13 protein-coding genes are annotated in these 18,163 nt (G+C 74.4%); 7 read left to right on the forward strand and 6 right to left on the reverse strand.

Features of this window, described 5'->3' with window-relative positions; translation table 11 throughout:
• Window positions 1-78 precede the first annotated feature (78 nt).
• The gene (locus tag ACZ4SV_RS09920; protein WP_365941944.1) at window positions 79-729 is read right to left on the reverse strand and encodes a response regulator transcription factor; all 651 of its coding nucleotides are present in this window, start codon (window positions 727-729) and stop codon (window positions 79-81) included.
• A 929-nt stretch (window positions 730-1,658) separates the two neighbouring features.
• Between ACZ4SV_RS09920 and ACZ4SV_RS09925 the strand changes: the two genes are divergently transcribed.
• Window positions 1,659-2,696, forward strand: a complete 1,038-nt coding sequence (locus tag ACZ4SV_RS09925; RefSeq protein ID WP_468002989.1) for an inosamine-phosphate amidinotransferase 1 — start codon at window positions 1,659-1,661, stop codon at window positions 2,694-2,696.
• Window positions 2,697-2,835: 139 nt separating this feature from the next.
• On the opposite strand, the gene ACZ4SV_RS09930 is transcribed toward ACZ4SV_RS09925, so the two are convergent.
• Window positions 2,836-3,189: a hypothetical protein gene (locus ACZ4SV_RS09930; RefSeq protein ID WP_397947551.1), complete on the reverse strand. Its 354-nt coding sequence runs from the start codon at window positions 3,187-3,189 to the stop codon at window positions 2,836-2,838.
• A gap of 390 nt (window positions 3,190-3,579) precedes the next feature.
• On the opposite strand from ACZ4SV_RS09930, the gene ACZ4SV_RS09935 reads away from it, so the two are divergent.
• Window positions 3,580-5,316: a PP2C family protein-serine/threonine phosphatase gene (locus tag ACZ4SV_RS09935; RefSeq protein WP_468002990.1), complete on the forward strand. Its 1,737-nt coding sequence runs from the start codon at window positions 3,580-3,582 to the stop codon at window positions 5,314-5,316.
• A gap of 66 nt (window positions 5,317-5,382) precedes the next feature.
• On the opposite strand, the gene ACZ4SV_RS09940 is transcribed toward ACZ4SV_RS09935, so the two are convergent.
• From ACZ4SV_RS09940 to ACZ4SV_RS09955, 4 genes are all read right to left on the reverse strand, one after another.
• Entirely contained in the window at window positions 5,383-7,104 is a 1,722-nt protein-coding gene (locus ACZ4SV_RS09940; RefSeq protein WP_468002992.1) for a hypothetical protein, read from the reverse strand.
• Between the two features lie 125 nt (window positions 7,105-7,229).
• Window positions 7,230-8,285, reverse strand: a complete 1,056-nt coding sequence (locus ACZ4SV_RS09945; protein ID WP_468002994.1) for a type I phosphomannose isomerase catalytic subunit — start codon at window positions 8,283-8,285, stop codon at window positions 7,230-7,232.
• 14 nt (window positions 8,286-8,299) lie between these two features.
• The gene (locus ACZ4SV_RS09950) at window positions 8,300-9,142 is read right to left on the reverse strand and encodes an SDR family oxidoreductase (RefSeq protein WP_365881270.1); all 843 of its coding nucleotides are present in this window, start codon (window positions 9,140-9,142) and stop codon (window positions 8,300-8,302) included.
• Window positions 9,143-9,318: 176 nt separating this feature from the next.
• On the reverse strand, window positions 9,319-10,140 hold the full coding sequence (locus ACZ4SV_RS09955; RefSeq protein WP_397937343.1) for a DeoR/GlpR family DNA-binding transcription regulator: 822 nt from the start codon (window positions 10,138-10,140) through the stop codon (window positions 9,319-9,321).
• A 364-nt stretch (window positions 10,141-10,504) separates the two neighbouring features.
• On the opposite strand from ACZ4SV_RS09955, the gene ACZ4SV_RS09960 reads away from it, so the two are divergent.
• From ACZ4SV_RS09960 to ACZ4SV_RS09980, 5 genes are all read left to right on the forward strand, one after another.
• Window positions 10,505-12,058, forward strand: coding sequence for an FGGY family carbohydrate kinase (locus ACZ4SV_RS09960; protein ID WP_468002997.1), 1,554 nt, complete (start codon window positions 10,505-10,507; stop codon window positions 12,056-12,058).
• The gene (locus tag ACZ4SV_RS09965) at window positions 12,051-13,565 is read left to right on the forward strand and encodes an FGGY-family carbohydrate kinase (RefSeq protein WP_468002999.1); all 1,515 of its coding nucleotides are present in this window, start codon (window positions 12,051-12,053) and stop codon (window positions 13,563-13,565) included. The genes ACZ4SV_RS09960 and ACZ4SV_RS09965 overlap by 8 nt, the downstream gene beginning before the upstream one ends.
• Window positions 13,562-14,167, forward strand: a complete 606-nt coding sequence (locus ACZ4SV_RS09970; protein ID WP_468003001.1) for a histidine phosphatase family protein — start codon at window positions 13,562-13,564, stop codon at window positions 14,165-14,167. The genes ACZ4SV_RS09965 and ACZ4SV_RS09970 overlap by 4 nt, the downstream gene beginning before the upstream one ends.
• 27 nt (window positions 14,168-14,194) lie before the next feature.
• Window positions 14,195-15,238 carry a 2-hydroxyacid dehydrogenase gene (locus ACZ4SV_RS09975; RefSeq protein WP_468003003.1) on the forward strand — a complete coding sequence of 348 codons (1,044 nt, stop codon included), beginning with the start codon at window positions 14,195-14,197 and terminating at the stop codon, window positions 15,236-15,238.
• Window positions 15,239-16,044: 806 nt separating this feature from the next.
• Window positions 16,045-18,126, forward strand: coding sequence for a SpoIIE family protein phosphatase (locus ACZ4SV_RS09980; protein WP_468003005.1), 2,082 nt, complete (start codon window positions 16,045-16,047; stop codon window positions 18,124-18,126).
• The last annotated feature ends 37 nt before the right edge of the window (window positions 18,127-18,163 follow it).

An 18,163-nucleotide genomic window follows, 5' to 3' on the forward strand; every position in this document is an offset into this window, starting at 1 on the left:
GCCGCTGCGGGCAGCCGTGACGGCCTCGCGCGCGAACGCGCGAGGCCGCCACGGCCCGTGTCCAGCGCGTCCGGCCCGTTAGATGAGCCCGGACCGGTAGGCCAGGGAGACGAGCTGGGCGCGGTCGCGGACGCCCAGCTTGGTGCGCACCCGGTACAGATGGGTGCGTACGGTGGCCACGCCGATGGTCAGCTCGCGGGCCACCTCCTCGGTGGACATGCCCCGGGCCACCAACTGGGTCACTTCCTTCTCCCGCGGGGTCAGGTCGGTGACCTCCGGGCAGGACGGGTGCTGCCGGGTCGCGGGCTGTTCCCGGAACCAGGTGACCAGGCGGTGGGCGATGTCCGGGGCGAGCAGGGTCCGGCCGGCGGCCGCGGCCCGGATGGCGGTGATCAGCTCCTGCGGGCTCGCGTCCTTGCCGAGCAGGCAGCTCGCGCCGGCGTGCAGCACGTCGCTGACCGTCTGGTCGGCGTCGGACCGGGTGAAGACGACGATGTGCGGGGGCGTGTCCTCCTTGCCGAGCCGGCGGATCAGCTCCAGACCGGAGATGGTGCGCAGGCTCAGATCGGTGACCACGACATCGGGCCGGCTGGTGCGCACCAGGACGATGGCCTCCATGCCGTTGTCGGTGGTGCCGATCACGTCGATGTCCGGTACGGCGTCGAGCAGGGTTCTCAAGCCGTCCCCGATGACGGGCAGTTCGTCGCAGATGAGTACCCGTATGGTCATGGTGTTCCGCCTCGGTGAGGGTCGCTGGAAGCGCTTGACTGCGGGCGCCGGCTTCCGTTCCGCACGGTCACGGCCGGCTTCGGCTCCGGCGGCCTGATCGATGGCAGGCGATGTGCCGGCAGCACAAAGGGCACCGCCCCGATCATCAGACTGATCGGGGCGTTGACGAACTGCGACAGGCTCGGTGTGCGGATGATCCCCGTTTCACAGCTGTGCTCAACATCTGTGTTTCCCCCTGTTCTACGCGTCGACCTTGTGGGTCGCGTCGCTTACCGGTCCTCGGAACGGTCTCATCATCGGCCGGAAAGCGGCGCCGTGGACGCCCGTAGAAGCGCCATTCATCACGATGTCGGCGAGAAGTGCTTCCGGCCCTGCCTCGTGCGCGATTGTCGGGGACGAGCGGCTCTGTCGTGCGGTGAAGGCGTGTCAATAGGCGTCGACGAGTCCGTTCACGCCAGGATTGGGCCTAGGAGTTTTTAGTCGATGTTTTGATCGAATGTCAAGGTTACCGGGCGGGCGTTCCGGCGGACTTTCCCGGCCCTCGCGCGGGTTCCGCGCAGGTCAGCACGCCGGCCGGGTGGCCGTACCGGCGCCCGGGCAGCCCGCCGGCGCACCGCCGCGACGGGAGTGGATCCAGCCGCCGCGCCGCCCGCGGACCGGAGGGTCCCGCCCGCCGCGGGCGGGCCGCGCAGCGCGGCAGGCATGCCCTGACCGGGCCCGGGAGCCGTCCGGTTGTGAGGGTCTCGCACACGCAAAACGGCGTCCTGGCAGATCACTTGACCGAGCCGACCATGGCGTGTTTGAGTCGGCTGACCTCATTGCCCGCCGAGGGCGCCGCGCTATTGCTCGATCGTTTTACACGGTGTTCGACCGACCGACCGACCGACTGACGCCGCGCCGGCGGCGTCCGGCATGAGAGGGGCAGCCCGATGAGCCTGGTCGATGTGCACACGGAATGGGATCCGCTCGAAGAGATCGTCGTCGGAACCATGGCAGGTGCGCGGGTGCCGGTCGCGGATCGCAGCCTGATAGCCACCGAATACCCGGACATGGACCCGGCGGAGATTCCGTCCGGACCGTATCCCGCCCACGTCGTCGAGCAGACCGAGGCCGAACTCGAAGAGCTGACGGCCATTCTCACCGGCCTCGGTGTCAAGGTGCGGCGGCCCGGCGGACGTGATCACAAGGCGGTCCTGGCCACCCCGGACTGGAGCACGGACGGGTTCTACGACTACTGCCCCCGGGACGGGTTCCTCGCGGTCGGCGACTCGATCATCGAGTCGCCGATGGTGCTGCGGGCCCGCTGGCTCGAAGGCTTCGCGTACAAGGACCTGTTCCTGGAGTACCTGGAGAGCGGCGCCCGCTGGCTGTCGGCGCCCAAGCCCCAGCTGGCCGACGACATGTACGAGCCCACCGCGCCGCCCGGCAAGCGGCTGCGCAATCTGGAACCGGTCTTCGACGCCGCGAACGTGCTCAGGTTCGGCACGGACCTGCTGTACCAGATCTCCGACAGCGGCAACGCGCTCGGTGCGCGCTGGCTGCAGGCCCTGCTCGGCGACCGGTACACGGTGCACGCGTGCGAGGGCCTGTACACCTCCACGCACATCGACTCGACCATCGTGCCGCTGCGCCCCGGGCTCGTCCTGATAAACCCGGCCCGGGTCAACGACACCAACATGCCCGACTTCCTGCGCGGTTGGGACCGGATCGTCTGCCCGGAGCTGGTGGACACCGGGTACCTCGGCGACCACCCGAAGTCGTCGGTGTGGATCGGCATGAACTTCCTGGTGGTCGCGCCCGGGAAGGCCATCGTGGACAAACGCCAGGTCGGCCTCATCCGGGTGCTGGAGCAGCATGGCGTCGAGGTGATCCCGGCGCAGCTCACCCATTCCAGGACCCTCGGCGGCGGATTCCACTGTGTGACGCTCGACGTGCGCCGCAGGGGCGAACTCGCCACGTACCGGTAGGACCGGCCGCGGGCCGCTCGTCTCCTCCCGACGCCGAAAACCCCCAGGGCGGGCGCGCGTACACGCGACGGCTCCCCGGACCGCGGCTGTGCCCGGTCCGGGGAGCTTTCTCTTTTTCCGGTGCCCCGCGGCGGGAGGCTCAGGAGAAGACGACGGACCGCACGAGCAGGCGGTCGCCGGCGCCCGCGCCGGGAGGCAGGGTGTAGTAGACGTCGCCCTCGCAGCCGGCGGCGAGGAAGACGGTGGCGGTCGCGTCCGTGCGGTTCTTGGGGGCGCGGCCGGGCGAGCCCGGCTCGGAGCCGGGTCCGTGCAGGTCGATGCACTCGCCGCCGGCCGGATCGTTCAGGAAGCCGACGGCCTCGTACCCCTCCGCGGTGGTGTAGGAGTAGCGGAACTGGCCGGTCGCCGCCAGGGCGGAGCCGGGCACGGCCAGCAGGAGGACGAGGGCACTGGTCAGGGTGCCGGCGGACGCGGCGAGGGAGCGAAGACGCACGGGGTTTTCCTCTGTCGGAAGGCGGACCTGGTCAGTGCGAGCGATGCCCCGGCCGCCGGCCGTGATGCGCGTCTTCCCTCGAACGGGGTGGGTCTTCCCCCGATCGGGGAACGCCGCATCGTTTCTCTCCGGCCGACGGACGGCATCCCCCGGACCCCGCGGTGCGGCCGGGGCACCCGGGACGACCGGGCCGCCCGGCCGATCCGGGCTCACGGCCCTCCCCGGCACGCGGCCCGGGCGGCGGGTGCGCAGAATGAGCACAGGTCACAGATGAAGCGGCTGTCTCTTCCGCGAGGCGGGGCATAGGGGTAGGGACGCCGCGGGCACAACGCCGTACGGACGCGGAAGCGGCGCCGGGGGCGGAAGCCCGGTTCCGAGAGAGGCAAGGACATGGTGAGACCGGAGAGCACGGAGGCCGGACGGAAGGGGCCCGCGGCCGTGCCCTCCGCTTCGCTCGGCGTGGTCCTGGAGGCCATCGGGGCCGGGGTGTACGTCGTGGACGAGCAGGGCCACATCGTCGCCGTGAACTCCCGCGCCGAAGACCTGCTGGGCCGGTCCGCCGGGCAACTCCTCGGGCAGGACGCCCACGACCTGCTGCACCGGGGCGCGCAGGGCCAGCGGCTGGCCACGACCCAGTGCGGCATGCGGCAGGCGTTCCACGCCGGGAGCCCGGCCCAGGGCGGCGACGAGTACTTCGCGCGCGGGGACGGCTCGCTGCTGCCGGTCTCCTGGACGATCACGCCGTACGACATCGGTGCCGAGCGCAACGGCACACTCGTCGTCTTCCACCCGTCCGAGCAGGCACCCGGCACGGGCCGGCGCACGGAGCAGACCACCGAGACGCTGACCGACTTCGAGCGGCTGGCCCTGCTGGCGGAGACGACCACCCAGCTGACGTCCACCTTCGACATCGACGAGGCCCTGCGCCGGCTGGTGGCCCTGGTGCTGCCGCGCCTGGCGGACTGGGCCGTCATCGACCTGATCACCGAGCGCGACGAGGTGTGGCGCACCGTCGTGGCCCAGGCCGACGGCGAGACCGTGATCCGTCGCGAGGACCTGGAGGGGCCGATGCCCCCGGTCCCGGAGGAGTCCCCGATGCCGCTGTCCCGGGCCCTGCGGGGCGTCGCCTCCACGCTGGCCGGCCCCGACACCTACCAGCGCGCCCCGGACTCCGGCATCGCCGTCGAACAGCACCGCCTGTTCGAGGTCACCGGCATGCACTCCGCGGCCATCGCGCCGCTGCGCAGCACGCGCGACGTCCTCGGCGCGCTCACGCTCGGCCGTGCCGAGAAACCCGGGAACTTCACCACCGCCGACCTGACCCTGGTCGAGGACATCGCGCGCCGCGCCGGTCTGGCGCTGGACAACGCCCGCCTCTACCAGCGGCAGCGCAAGGTCGCCGAGACCATGCAGAACCACCTGCTGCCCCAGATGCCCCGCGTGCCCGGCCTGCAGATGACCGTCCGCTATCTGCCCGCCCCCGACGCCTCCCAGGTCGGCGGCGACTGGTACGACGCCTTCACCCTGCCCGACGGCGCCACCGCGCTCGCCGTCGGCGACGTCGTCGGCCACGACCTGGAGGCCGCCGCCGGCATGGCCCAGCTGCGCAACATGCTCCGCGCCTACGCCTGGTCCCAGCAGGAACCGCCCAGCAGCGTCGTGGAACGCCTCGACGAGGCGATCATGCCCATCACCGACGTCTCCATGGCCACGCTCATCTTCGCCCGGGTCACGGAGACCAGCGACGGCCACTGGCAGCTGTCCTGGACCAACGCGGGTCATCCGCCGCCGCTGCTCGTCACCCGGGACGGCCTGACGCACTACCTCACCGACGGCCACGGCCTCCTGCTGGGCACCGGCGTGCGCACCTCCCGCCCCGACGCCACGATCCTGCTGCCGCCGGGCGCCACCCTGCTGCTGTACACCGACGGCCTGGTCGAGGCGCCCGGCCACACCCTCGACGAGGGCCTGAACCGGCTGCGCCAGCACGCCGCCGCCCTCGCCCACCGGCCCCTGCCGTCCTTCACCGACCACCTCCTGCGCCGCGTCCACCCGCCGGGCCTGGACGACGTAGCCCTCCTGGCCGTAAGAGCCCCCACCCGAACAGACCCCCACCCACCCACATAACAGCACCACGCGCCGACACACGGCCCGGACCCGCGTCGCGTCGCGCCGGGACGGCGGCCGGCCGGGTCAGCGCAGCGGGACGACGTCGACGAGCGCCGGCGGGAGGCCCTCGCCCGCGTGGATGCCGAGGCGGAGCGCGTCCTGGGTGCGGGTTTCCGCGGGGGACGCGCGGGTCCAGGCGTGGACGGCCGACGCGGCGGCGTCGAAGGAGGCCCAGGCGGGACGGTCGGCCCAGCGCGCGCGGAGTCGCGTGTCGTCTCCGAGGAGCACGGTGCAGCCGTGGCCGGCCTCCTCCACCGCGATCAGAGCGCACCCGGGGAACAGGGCGGCGAAGTCGGACCACCGCACCGCGTCCGGGTCCGGATATCTCGTGTGCGGCAGCAGGAGGACCTCGGCCGACCGGGGCCAGCGGCGGTCGGGATCGTCCGGGTCCGCGGCCAGATGGGCGGCGGCGAGGCGGTCGTGCGGCGCCTGCTGGAGCGCGGCGGGAAAGCGGCGCAGGGAGATCTCCGGGTCCCGGCCGCCCTGGTCCACGGCCGTGGACACCAGCGTCGCGGGCAGGTGAGGGAGCCGGCCGGCGCGCGGCGAGGGGACCGACGGCACAGGTACCGCCCGGGTCGCCGCGGGGTACGGCGGCTCGGGCAGATCCAGCCGGGAGTAGAGCAGCCGGCGTACGAGGGCGGCCGACTTCCCGGGTTCCGATGTCACGCTCCGTCTCAGCGCGGCCAGCTCCCCGTCGTCCCGCTGGGTGTCGGCGGCGTGGGCGAGCTGGGCGGACAGCGGCCGCGTCCCGGTGATGCCCGGGACGAGTCCGCGCAGGCGCCGCATGGGGGATCCCGGGGCGACGACGGAGTCCCGGAAGGCGCCGAGAAGGCAGGGGACTCCGAGCGCGACGCCGTACAGGGTCAGTGAACCGTGGTCGCCGATCAGGAAGTCGGCCGCGCACAGGGCGGCTTTCCACACCTCCGTTTCGGGAGCGGGCAGGACGAGTCCCGCGTCGACGAGGGAGGCCAGCCAGGTGCGTATCTGCCAGGCGCCGTGCCCGTACCAGGCGTTGGGGTGGACGGCGGCCAGCACCCGGAACTCGTCGGCGGGCAGTTCCGCGAGGGCCCGGCGCAGGATGCCGGTCCGAGGCGAGCCGAGGACCGAACCATGGCCCCAGGTCGAGGAGACGACGACCAGACGCTGACCGGGCAGCAGACCGAGGGCCTCCCGGTACACGGCGCGGAAGGCCCGGCCGGCGCTGAGCTGGTCGAGAACCGGATCGCCCACGACCTGGGCGATGGGCAGGGCCCGCGGGCAGCCCTCGGCCAGCCGGTCGAGCTGTTCCGTGTGCGACAGCGCCAGCGCGGCGGGAATCAGCCTGCCCTCATGCACGAGCCATTCATCGGTGAGCCCGAAAGCCCCGCCTTCCCGGCCGAGTCTCTTGTTGTAGCCGGCGCCGTGCGGTGCGAACACGACGGGACAACGGAGCCGGTGGAGATCTCCGCCCCGGCTCGTGGCGACGGCGATGTCGAAGGACCGGGACACCGCCTCGCTCCACGGAATGTGCAGCATGCCGTGCGCGGTGAGGAACGCGCCGGTCCCTTCGTCGAGGGCCGACGATCCGGTGCAGGAGAAGAACACCTGCACCCGCTCGTCGTTCTCGAAGACGGACAGCAGATCCAGCAGCCGGGTGGCGGAGGTGATGTTGTGCACGACGCCCAGGACGCTGCGCTCGGCCGGCACCGTGCTCCAGCGCCGCCCGTCACCGCGCAGCGCGACGGGCAGCCGCCCCGCCTCGCCCACGCCTTCACCCCCATGATCGTCCGGCCCGTGGAGGCACACGATAGTCCCGGGCCGTTCGCGGTGTCGTGGCGTGTACCGGACTTCGGGGGCGGTTTGGTGAGCCGCCCCAAAGCCCGTGCGGGGTGTTACCCGGCGAGCGCCGTGATCGCCTCCAAGCCGTGGCCGGCGGTGAGCAGGGGGGTGTTGATGTCGGTGTCGAGGTCGGGGAGGTAGCCGAGCAGGACGTCGGCCGGGCCTTCGATCCGGAGCCGGCCGAGTGCCGCGGGCAGCAGCAGGCTCTCGGCCCGGCCCAGCCGCTCCCGTCCCCCGGGAGTCGCCACGGTGACGGGCGCCCCGGCGTTGCTGAGGACCAGCGCGGTGGAGAACGTGTGCACCAGGGGCGCCGTGGTGCCGGCCCGCCACCGCTCCAGCGCGAAGTAGGGGCCGGCGCACAGCACGGTGCGCTCCACGCCGTCGTCCACCCGCACGCTCAACCCGGAGCGGAAGTCGGGGCGCGGTCCGGGCCGCCATTGCGCGAGCAGCCGGTCCAGGTTGGTGTGCCACTCCCGGTCCGTGAGCGGCGAGCCGTCCTCCATCCGGTGGCGCATGGCGTGCTGCTGGATGTCGGAGGTCTGCTCGATCTCGTAGACGAGGGTGCCGGGGCCGAAGCTGTGCAGGGTGCCGCCGGGGACGTACAGGGTCTGCCCGGCGCGCACCGGAAGCCGGCGCAGGACGGCGTCGAAGTCCTGTGCCAGCAGCGCTTGGTGGAGCCGGTCGCGGTCGACACCGGGCTTGACGCCGGCCAGCGCGGTGGCCCCGGGCGCCGCGTCCAGGACGTGCCACGCCTCGGTCTTGCCGTTGGGCTCGCCCTCGAACCGGCGGGCGGTCTCGTCGTCGGCGTGCAGATGGACCGGGAGCGGGCCGGTGGCGTCGATGAACTTCGTCAGCACGGGGAAGCGTTCACCGCGCCAGCCGCGCCCGACCAGTTCCTGCGGATGCTCCTCGGTAAGCTGCCGCAGGCTGCGCCCGGCGAGCGGACCCGCGGCCACCACGGAGCCTTCGCCGTCCACGTCGCTGACCTCCCACGTCTCGGCGACCGGGCCGTCCGGCAGCCCGGCGCGGCCCCACCGGCCGGCCAGGACGCGCCCGCCGAAGACGTGCTGCTTGACCGGCGTGGTCAGGCGCAACGGATACCAGTCCACGGGATGTGCGCTCCTCACAGGATGGGCTGGCCGCCGGTGACCGCGATCCGGGCGCCGGAGACGTACGAACCCTCGTCCGAGGCGAGCAGCACGTACACCGGGGCGACCTCGGCCGGCTGGCCCGGACGGCTCAGCGGCACGTCGGAGCCGAAGCTCTCCACCTGCTCCGGCGGCATCGTCGCGGGGATCAGCGGGGTCCAGATCGGGCCGGGGGCCACGCTGTTGACGCGGATCCCGCGGTCGCCCAGCAACTGGGCCATGGCGCCGACCATGTTGGCGATGCCCGCCTTGGTCACGTCGTAGGGCAGCAGGGTGGGCGGCGGCATGTCGGAGTTGACCGAGGTGGTGGCGATGATCGACGCTCCCGGCCGCATGTGCGGCACCGCCGCCTTGCACAGGTGGAACATCGCGCTGAGATTGGTCGCCAGCGTGCGGTCCCACTCCTCGTCGGGGATCTCCTCCAGCGACGTCCGGGTCATCTGGAACGCGGCGTTGCTCACCAGCACGTCGATCCGGCCGAACGTCTCCACCGCCCGGCCGATCACCTCCCGGCAGTGCGCCGGTTCCACGAGGTCGCCCGGCACCAGCACCGCCTTGCGCCCGGCCTGCTCCACCCACCGCGCGGTGTCGCGGGCGTCGTCTTCCTCCTCGGGCAGATAGGAGAGCAGCACGTCCGCGCCCTCCCGGGCGAAGGCGATGGCCACCGCCTTGCCGATACCGCTGTCCCCACCCGTGATCACCGCGGCCTTCCCGGCCAGCCGGCCCGACCCCCGGTAGCTGTCCTCCCCGTGGTCGGGCCTCGGCCGCATCTCCGCTTCCGTGCCGGGAGGCTGTTGCTGCTGCGCGGGCTGAGTCATCGGTTACCAGCTCCTTGACCTGGGCAAACGTGATACGGGACGGAGGTCGACACCCGAGAAGGGCGGGCGCGCCGTCCGTGTCCCGCGATCGGGTTACCCGGACCAATCACCGGAAACCGCCCGGACGGCCGAATGTCGGGCGCCGACGGGACGGGTGAGTGAGGACCGTGTGATGTTCACGTGCCGGTGGGCGTCCGGGGCGTCCCGGGCGGATGGCCGGCCGTGCGGACGCGGACCCCGCTGTCGCGCAGCCGCCGCACCTCGGCCGCCGGGGCCGCCTCGTCGACGAGCACCAGGTCGAAGTCGGTGAGCGGGGCGAGCGCGTACAGCCCCTGATGGGCGAACTTGGTGTGGTCGACGAGCAGCACACGGCGCGTGGCGGCGGCCATCATCGCCTGCTTGACCTGCACCGTCTCCGGTGACATGTGATAGCAGCGGCCGCCGGTGACCGCCGTGGTGGACAGGAACAGCACATCCGCCCGGAACGCCCGTACGCTCTGCGCGGTGTGCGCGCCCATGAACGCGTCGTAGGCCGGGAAATAGGTGCCGCCCAGCGCGATCAGGGCCACGCCGGGCTCACGGGCCAGCGCGGAGACGACCGGCAGCGAGTTGCTGATCACGGTGAGGGGCGTGTGCCCGGGCAGGTGCCGGACCAGGTGCAGACAGGTCGTGGAGTCGTCGATCATCACCACCTGCCCGGGGGCCAGTTCCCCGGCGGCGGCGCGCGCCAGCGCCTGTTTGGCCCGCACCCTCGTCGTCAGGCGCTCACCGGCGCTGCCGTGGAACTGCGTCGAGGGCAGACTGCTCGCCCCGCCGCGCACCTTGCGCAGCCAGCCCTGTGCCTGGAGCGCGTCCAGGTCGCGGTGGACGGTCATCACGCTCACACCGAACTCGGCCGCGAGGTCGGCGGTGCGGACGAACCCCTCGCTGGTGACCCGCTCGCGCACCCGGCCGCGCCGTTCCTCCCGGGCCTCCGTCCGGGCGTCCGCACCGGGCATGGCAGCCGCTCCTCTCGGGTGTCCCCCCGGGTGACCGAGCGCCGCACCGCCGTACGCGAGGAGCACGAACGGGGAGGAGCTCGTGAGAAAACCACAGGAACGTAACACGGCCACGGCGGGCCGTGAGCCGGCCGCCGACCGCGCGAACGGCGGGTCGACCTACGGGACGACGCGGGCCGGTCCGGGCCGGACGGCGATGTCACACGGCGCCCGGAGCCGGCCGCGGGATAAGCCGCACGGCCGATTGACGGCCCGCTCGGGCAGGCGTTTGGCTGAGGACCGCGAGCCGCACGCGGCCGGACCGCCCGGTCCGGCGGACCCGGTCGCCGGGCGCGGCCCGGGCGGAGGGGCAGGGAGGGCAGTCATGACGGTGCTCACCATCGACGTCGGAACCTCGGTCATCAAGTCCGTCGTCTTCGACGACCAGGGCCGCGAACTGACGGTCTGCCGCATCGGCACCGAGGTGCTGCGGCCCCGCCCCGGCTGGGCGGAACAGGACATGGACGCGGTGTGGAACGCCGTCGTCCACACCGTGCGCGACGCCCTGGACCGGCTCGGCCCCGGCCGGGACCCGGTCCGGCTGATCGGCTTCACGGCCCAGGGCGACGGCTGCTGGCTCGTCGACGGCGAGGGCCGCCCCACCGGCCCGGCGATCCTGTGGTCCGACGGCCGGGCCGGCGACCTGCTCACCCGCTGGCAGGCCGACGGCGTCCTGGACCAGGCGTTCCGCCGCAACGGCTCGCTCACCTGCAGCGGCATGCCGAACGCGGTGCTGAGCTGGCTCGCCCGGCACGACCCGGACCGGCTGCGGCGCTCCCGCACCGCGCTGACGGCGGCCGGCTGGCTGTTCCTGAAGTTCACCGGGGTGCGCGCGGTGGACGAGTCCGACGCCTCCGCGCCCTTCCTCGACCACGCCACCGGCGGCTACGACCCGGCGATCCTCGACCTGTTCGCCCTGCGGTGGGCCGAACCGCTGCTGCCGCGCATCCTCGGCGAAGGGGAGCGCGTCGCCGAGCTGACCCGGCACGCGGCCACCGAACTCGGGCTGCCCCCCGGCCTGCCCGTCGTCATGGCCCCCTACGACATCGCCGCCACCGCCCGCGGCGCCGGCGCCGTCGAACCAGGCCAGGCGTGCGCCATCCTCGGCACCACGCTGTGCACCGAGATCGTCAGCCGGGAGCCGGACACCGGCGGTGAGCCGTGCGGGATCACCATCGCCTATCAGGGGCGCGAACGGGTGTTACGCGCCTTCCCCACCCTCGCCGGGACCGAGGTCCTGGACTGGGCCTGCCGCACCCTGGCGGTAGCGGACCCCGCCCAGCTCGGCGGGCTCGCCTTCGGCAGCCCGCCGGGCGCGGACGGACTGGGATTCCTGCCGTACCTCTCGCCCGCCGGCGAGCGCGCCCCGTTCCTCGATCCGCGCGCCCGCGGCGTCTTCTGGGGCCTGTCCCTCGACCACACGCCCGCCCACCTCGCCCGCGCCGTCTTCGAGGGCCTGTCCCTCGTCGTCCGCGACTGCCTGGCCGCCTCCGGCACCCGTGTCGGCGAACTGCGCCTGTGCGGCGGCGGCGCCGCAAGCGACGGCTGGTGCCGGCTCATCGCGGACGTCACCGGCGTGCCGACGGCCCGCGGCACCGACACGGAACCGGGCGCCAAGGGCGCCTTCCTGACCGGGCTCGTCCGCACCGGCGCGGCCAGCGGCATGCGCGAGGCCGCCGCCCGGTACGTCCGCACGGGCGCGACCTGGGAGCCGGACGCGGAACGGACCGCGTTCTACGACGGGCTCTACGACACGTACCTCACCTGGCGTGCCGCCGCCCGCTCCCTCGGCTGGTCCTCCGCACCCGCACCCGCGCCCGCGTCCGCGCCGGCCGCCCCGCCGCCCGCCGCCTTCGCCCCGGAGGCCCCGCATGTCTGACGCGCTGTCCGCCGACGCCGTCCACCTCGGGCTCGACCTCGGCACCCAGAGCGTCCGCGCGGTCGCCGTGGACGGCACCGGCCGGCTGCTGGGCGCCGCCTCCCGCCCGCTGACCGGCCGCCGCGACGGCGTCCGCCACGAGCAGGACCCCGAGCAGTGGTGGTCCGCGCTCGCCACCGCCTGCCGCGCGGCCCTGACCGGCGTCGACCCGCGCCGGGTACGGGACCTGGCCGTGGACGCCACGTCCGGCACCGTGCTCCTGGCCGACCCGGCGGGCGTCCCGCTCACCCCGGGGCTGATGTACGACGACCGCCGCGCCGACGCGCACACCGACCGCGTCAACACCCTCGGCGCCCCGGTCTGGGACAAGCTGGGCTACCGCGCCATGCAGCCCTCCTGGGCCCTGCCCAAACTCCTCTGGCTGCTGCACGACCGGGCCCGACCGGGCGGCGCCGCCCCGCCCGCGGACGCGCGCCTGCTGCACCAGGCCGACCTGATCACCTGGCGGCTGGCCGGGCACCAGGTCCCGGCCGACGCCAGCCACGCCCTGAAGACCGGCTACGACCTCGTCGCCGAACGCTGGCCCGAAGCCGAGCTGGACGCGCTGGGCGTCCCGGCCGGGCTGCTGCCCGACGTCGTACGGCCCGGCACGGTCCTCGGCACCGTGTGCGCCGCCGCGGCCGAGGCGACCGGCATCCCGGCCGGCACCCTCATCACCGCGGGCATGACCGACGGCTGCGCGGCGCAGATCGGGGCCGGCGCGCTCACCCCCGGCGCCTGGAACTCCGTCCTCGGCACCACCCTGGTGTTCAAGGGCGCGAGCCCGCACCTCGTCCGCGATCCCGGCGGCGTCGTCTACTGCCACCGCGGCCCCGACGGCACCTGGCTGCCCGGCGGCGCCTCGGGCAGCGGGGCCGGCGTCCTCGCCGCCCGCTTCCCCGGCGCGCGCCCCGCCGACCTCGACGCGCTGACCGCGCGGGCCGCCGCGACCGGCTCCACCGCCGTCGTCTACCCGCTGGTCGGCTCGGGCGGCGAGCGCTTCCCGTTCCGCGCCCCCGGGGCCGTGCCCTTCACCCTCGGAGAACTCTCGGGCGAGGCCGAGGAGTTCCACGCCTGCCTGCTGGGCGTGGCCCTCCTGGAACGGCTCTGCTTCGACTACCTCGACCACCTCGGCGCCCCCGTGACCGGCCCGCTCACCTTCACCGGCGGCGGCACCCGCAACCCCTACTGGTCACAACTGCGCGCCGACGTCCTCGGCCGCCCCGCCCGGCTGCCCGAACACGCCGAGAGCGCCGTCGGCATGGCGGTCCTCGCCGCCACCGCCTCGGGTGCCACGCTGGCGGAGGCGGCGGGCGCCATGGTGCGGCTGCGCGGGGAACTGCGTCCCGACCCCGCGCGCACCGCCCGCCTGCTGCCCGTCTACCTCGGCTTCATGGACGCGCTGGCCCGCCGCGGCTGGCTGCCGCCGGCCGTGGCCGCACACGCGCGCGGAAGGGCCCGGCCGTGACCGACTTCGTGCTCGTACGCCACGGGGAGACCGTGTGGCACGCCGAGAACCGCTACGCGGGCCGCACCGACGTGCCGCTCACCGCGCTCGGCCGCCGGCAGGCCGCCGAACTGGGCGCCTGGGCCGCCGGACAGCACCTGGACGCCGTGCTCTGCTCACCGCTGTCCCGGGCCCGGCTGACCGCCGCGCCCGCCGCGACCGCGCTCGGCCTCGCCCTCCGGGTGGACGAGCGCCTGTACGAGGTGGACTTCGGCCGCGGCGACGGGCTGACCCGCGCCGAGATGGCCGAGGCGTTCCCCGAGGCGCTCGCCGCCTTCCTCACCGACCCGGTCGCCCACCACCTGCCGGGCGGCGAGGACCCCGCGGCGGCGGCCGGCCGCGCCACCGGCTGCCTCCAGGAGACCGCGCGCGCCCTCCCCGACGGCCGCGTCCTCGTCGTCGCCCATTCCACCCTGCTGCGCCTGGCGCTGTGCGCACTGCTCGGCATCCCCCTGGCCCGCTACCGCCGGGTCTTCCCCGTCCTCGGCAACGGCGCGCTGACCGAGCTGCGGCTGCGCGACGGCCAGGCGGCCCTGCTGGGCCTCAACGTCCCCGTCCGCTGACACCGCCGCTTCCCCGGGAGTGCCACCGTGCCCACCACCGTCCTCGCCGCCGGCGACCACTTCGTCCTGCCCCGGCTGCTGGAACAGGAACTGCGCGCCGCCGCGCCCGCCGGCTGTGAGCTGGACGTCCGGCAGCTCCGGCTGCCCTGGCCGCACACGCCGTTCGGCAGGGTCGCCGGGGTCGACGAGGCGTCCGGCACCGAGGAGGAGATGATCGAGGCGCTGCGCGGCGCCCGGATCTGCGTCACCCAGCTGGCGCCGCTCACCGAACGTGTGCTGGCCGCCTGTCCGGAGCTGGAACTGTTCTGCGTCAGCCGCGGCGGACCCGTCAACGCCGACCTGGCGGCCGCCACCCGGCACGGCGTTGCCGTCTGCTACGCCCCGGGCCGCAACGCCGTCGCCACCGCCGAGCACGCCCTCGCGCTGATCCTCGCCGCCGCCCGCGGGATCGGCGACGTCCACACCGACCTCAAGCGGGGTGTGTGGCGCGGGGACACCTACGACTACGCGCGCTGCGGCGTCGAGATCGACGGCTCGGTCGTGGGACTGGTCGGCTGCGGCGCCGTCGGTTCCCGCGTCGCCCGGGTCCTGCACGCCATGGGGGCCACGGTCCTCGTCCACGACCCCTACGTGCGGCCCGAAGAGGTGCGCGGCGTCGCCGAACTCGTCTCCCTGGACGAGCTGCTCAGCCGCTCCCGGATCGTTTCCCTGCACGCCCGGGTGACCGAGGAGACCCGGGGCATGATGGGACGGGCCCGGATCGAGGCGATGCCGCGCGGTTCGGTCCTCGTCAACTGCGCCCGCGGCGCCCTGGTCGACTACGACGCGGTGTGCGACGCGCTCGACTCGGGCCGGCTGGCCGCGGCCGGCTTCGACGTGTTCCCCGTCGAACCGGTGCCGGCCGGCTCCCGCCTGCTGTCCACACCCGGTGTCGTCCTCACCCCGCACATGGCCGGCGCCAGCCGCGAGGTCGCCCACAAGGCCGCCCGGATCGTCGCCGCCGAGGCCGGCCGCTTCCTGCGCGGCGAACCGCTGGCCCACTGCGCCAACCCGGCGCCGCGGACTGGCTGACCCACGCGCCCGGCGCCCGGTCCGGTCACCGCGGATGCGGTTCCGGCGGCCTGCGGCCTGCCTACCCCGCGGCCACCGCAGGTCCGGCTGTGCCGGGCGCGGGCCGCGCCGCCCCGCCCCGCTCGGGCTGCGCCGGGCCGGGCCGGGCTGTGCCGGGCCGGGCCGGGCTGCGCCGGGCTGTGCTGGGCTGTGTCGGGCCGGGCCGAACCGGGCTGTGCTGGGCCGGGCCGAACCGGGCCGAACCGGGCTGTGCTGTGCTGTGCTGGGCTGTGTCGGGCCGGGCCGCGCCGCCGCCCCGCGCCCCCCGCCGCGTCGCCCCGTGGGGGGCCGCGCCGCCCCGCGTCGGGTCGTGTCGGGCCGGGCTGCCCCGCGCCGCTCCGCCCCGTGCTGCCTCACCCCGCCCCGCGCCGCCCCGCGCCGCCCCGCCCCGCCCCGGGCCGGGCCGCTCCGCGCCGGGCCGTGTCGGGCCGGGCTGCGCTGGGCCGGCGTCGTGCCGTGCCGTGCCGGGTTGCGCCGTGCCGCCGTGCCGTGCCGCGCCGGGTCGAATCGTGCCGTGCCGCCCCGCGCCGTACCGCGCCGTACCGCGCCGCCCCGCGCCGTACCGGGCCGTACGGCGGCCGGGGACCGTGCCGGTGTGGCCGGGCGGGTCCCCGGCGCGGCGGTTTCGTCGGTGTGCCGCCGTGGCCGTCCCGGGCCCCGTGCCGCATCGTGGAAAGGGCCGCTGATCTGCGGGACGACCGCTTGCCCCGGTCCGCGGGGCGAGCCGGTCGCCACCGGTGACGCCGGCCGAGGAAGGAGCGCGCGCCATGAGGCGAGAGGAGCAGCGCCCGGAGCAGGCGGATCACCTGGCCGGCGCCGCGGCGGACCCGAGCGGGCTGATGGACCTGCTGGGCGTCGCCGCGGTGCTGCTGGAGGCCGACGGCAAGATCGACATGTGGAGTCCGCAGGCCGAACAACTGTTCGGCTATACCGGTGACGAAGCGGTCGGCCAGTACGCCGCGCCGCTTCTGCTCCACCCCCAGCACCAGGACGCGGCGATCACCCTGTTCGCCGACGTGATGGAGACCGGCCGGGGCTGGGCGGGCGCCTTCCCGGTCCGGCACAAGGACGGCAGCACCCGGATGGTGGAGTTCCGCAACGTCCGGCTGACGGACAGCCTCGGTGACCACTACGCCCTGGGACTGGCCACCGACCGGATCGCCCTGCGGCAGATGGAACGCAAGCTGGCCCTGTCCAACCGACTGGTCACCCAGGCGCCGATAGGGCTGGCCGTCCTGGACACCGAGCTGCGCTACCTGGCCGTCAACCCGGCTCTGTCGGCCATGCACGGCGTCTCCGAGGCCGGCCACCTCGGCCGCCGCTTCCGCGAGATCCTGTCCGACGCGCCCTTCCTGGACGCCGAGACCGTGATGCGGCAGGTCCTGGCGTCCGGCGAGCCCGTGGTGGAGGAGCAGGTGGTGGGCCGGACGGCCGCCGACCCGGGGAACGAGCACGCCTGGGCGGTGTCCGTCTACCGGCTGGAGGACCACCAGGGCCGGGTGCTGGGCATCGCCAACGTGGTGGTCGACGTCACGGACCGCTACCAGGCGGCGAAGAAGGCCGACCAGGCCCAGCAGCGCCTGCGCCTGATGGCCAACGGCTCGGCCCGGATCGGCACCACCCTGGAGGTCGAGCGCACCGCCCGGGAACTGGCCGACGTGCTGGTGCCCGACCTCGCCGACATGGTCTCGGTGGACCTGCTCGACTCGGTGCTGGAGACGGGCCGCACGGACCTCGGCGAGGGCCCGGCGCTGTTCCGCGCCGTGGCGGTGAAGACCGCGTACCCGACGGACGCCGGCCGGGCGCTCGTGCCGCCCGGCCACCTCACCACCTACCACGCCGAGCACCCGGCGTCGTACTGCATCCGCAGCCGCCGCCCCTTCCTCCTCACCCACCTGGACGGCGGCGAGCTGGCCCGCATCGCCACCGACTCCGCGGCCGCCGGACTGCTGGCCCGGGCCGGTGTGCACACCGACATGGCCGTCCCGCTCATCGCCCGCGAGAAGATCATCGGCGTGATGAGCCTGGCCCGGGCCCGCAACCCGCTGCCGTTCGACGACGACGACCTCACCCTCGCCTGCGAGCTGGCCTCGTCCGCCGCGCTCAGCATCGACAACGCCGTCCTGCACCAGCACATCCGCAGCGCCGCCGAGACCCTCCAGCGCAGCCTGCTGCCGCAGCTCCCGCCGGGCCGCCCGGGCCTGGAGCTGGCCGCCCGCTACCGGCCCGCCGAGGCCCGCAGCGAGGTCGGCGGCGACTGGTACGACGTGATCGCGCTCGACGGCGACCGCACGGCCCTCGCGGTCGGTGACGTCATGGGCAGCGGTATCCCGGCCGCCACCACCATGGGCCGGCTGCGCACCGCGACCTCCACCCTGGCCGACCTCGACCTCGAACCGGCCCGCATCCTCACCCACCTCGACAAGATCACCCGCGATCTGGACCCGTACATCGCCACCTGCCTGTACGCGGTCTACGACCCGCACCGCGAGCAACTGCACGTGGCGTCCGCCGGCCACCTGCCGCCGGTCCTGGTGCGGGCCGGCGGACAGCCGCACCTCCTCGATCTGCCCACCGGCACGCCGCTCGGGGTCGGCGGCGTCCCGTTCGAGAGCACCGCCATCGGCTTCGGGCCCGGCGACCGCCTGGTGCTGTACACCGACGGACTGGTGGAGACCCGCCACGACCCCATCGACGAACGGCTGGAGGAACTGCTGCGGCTGCTGGCCGTGGCCGACCGGTCCCCGGAGGAGACCTGCGACCGGTTGCTGCGGCAGCTGTGGCACCCGGCCGGCCACGACGACGTGGCCCTGCTCATCGTCCGGGCCCAGCCGCTCTCCGCGGACTGAGCGGCCGCCCGGTCCTCCGCGGGGCGGTGGTCACCGG

The organism is Streptomyces sp. NPDC027672, from assembly GCF_055566335.1.

What these genes read in the sequence shown, in the direction of transcription:
- ACZ4SV_RS09920 (WP_365941944.1), bottom strand. Translation starts at nt 729, where the DNA reads ATGACCATACGGGTACTCATCTGCGACGAACTGCCCGTCATCGGGGAC.
- ACZ4SV_RS09925 (WP_468002989.1), top strand. Translation starts at nt 1,659, where the DNA reads ATGAGCCTGGTCGATGTGCACACGGAATGGGATCCGCTCGAAGAGATC.
- ACZ4SV_RS09935 (WP_468002990.1), top strand. Translation starts at nt 3,580, where the DNA reads ATGGTGAGACCGGAGAGCACGGAGGCCGGACGGAAGGGGCCCGCGGCC.
- ACZ4SV_RS09950 (WP_365881270.1), bottom strand. Translation starts at nt 9,142, where the DNA reads ATGACTCAGCCCGCGCAGCAGCAACAGCCTCCCGGCACGGAAGCGGAG.
- ACZ4SV_RS09955 (WP_397937343.1), bottom strand. Translation starts at nt 10,140, where the DNA reads ATGCCCGGTGCGGACGCCCGGACGGAGGCCCGGGAGGAACGGCGCGGC.
- ACZ4SV_RS09960 (WP_468002997.1), top strand. Translation starts at nt 10,505, where the DNA reads ATGACGGTGCTCACCATCGACGTCGGAACCTCGGTCATCAAGTCCGTC.
- ACZ4SV_RS09965 (WP_468002999.1), top strand. Translation starts at nt 12,051, where the DNA reads ATGTCTGACGCGCTGTCCGCCGACGCCGTCCACCTCGGGCTCGACCTC.
- ACZ4SV_RS09980 (WP_468003005.1), top strand. Translation starts at nt 16,045, where the DNA reads ATGAGGCGAGAGGAGCAGCGCCCGGAGCAGGCGGATCACCTGGCCGGC.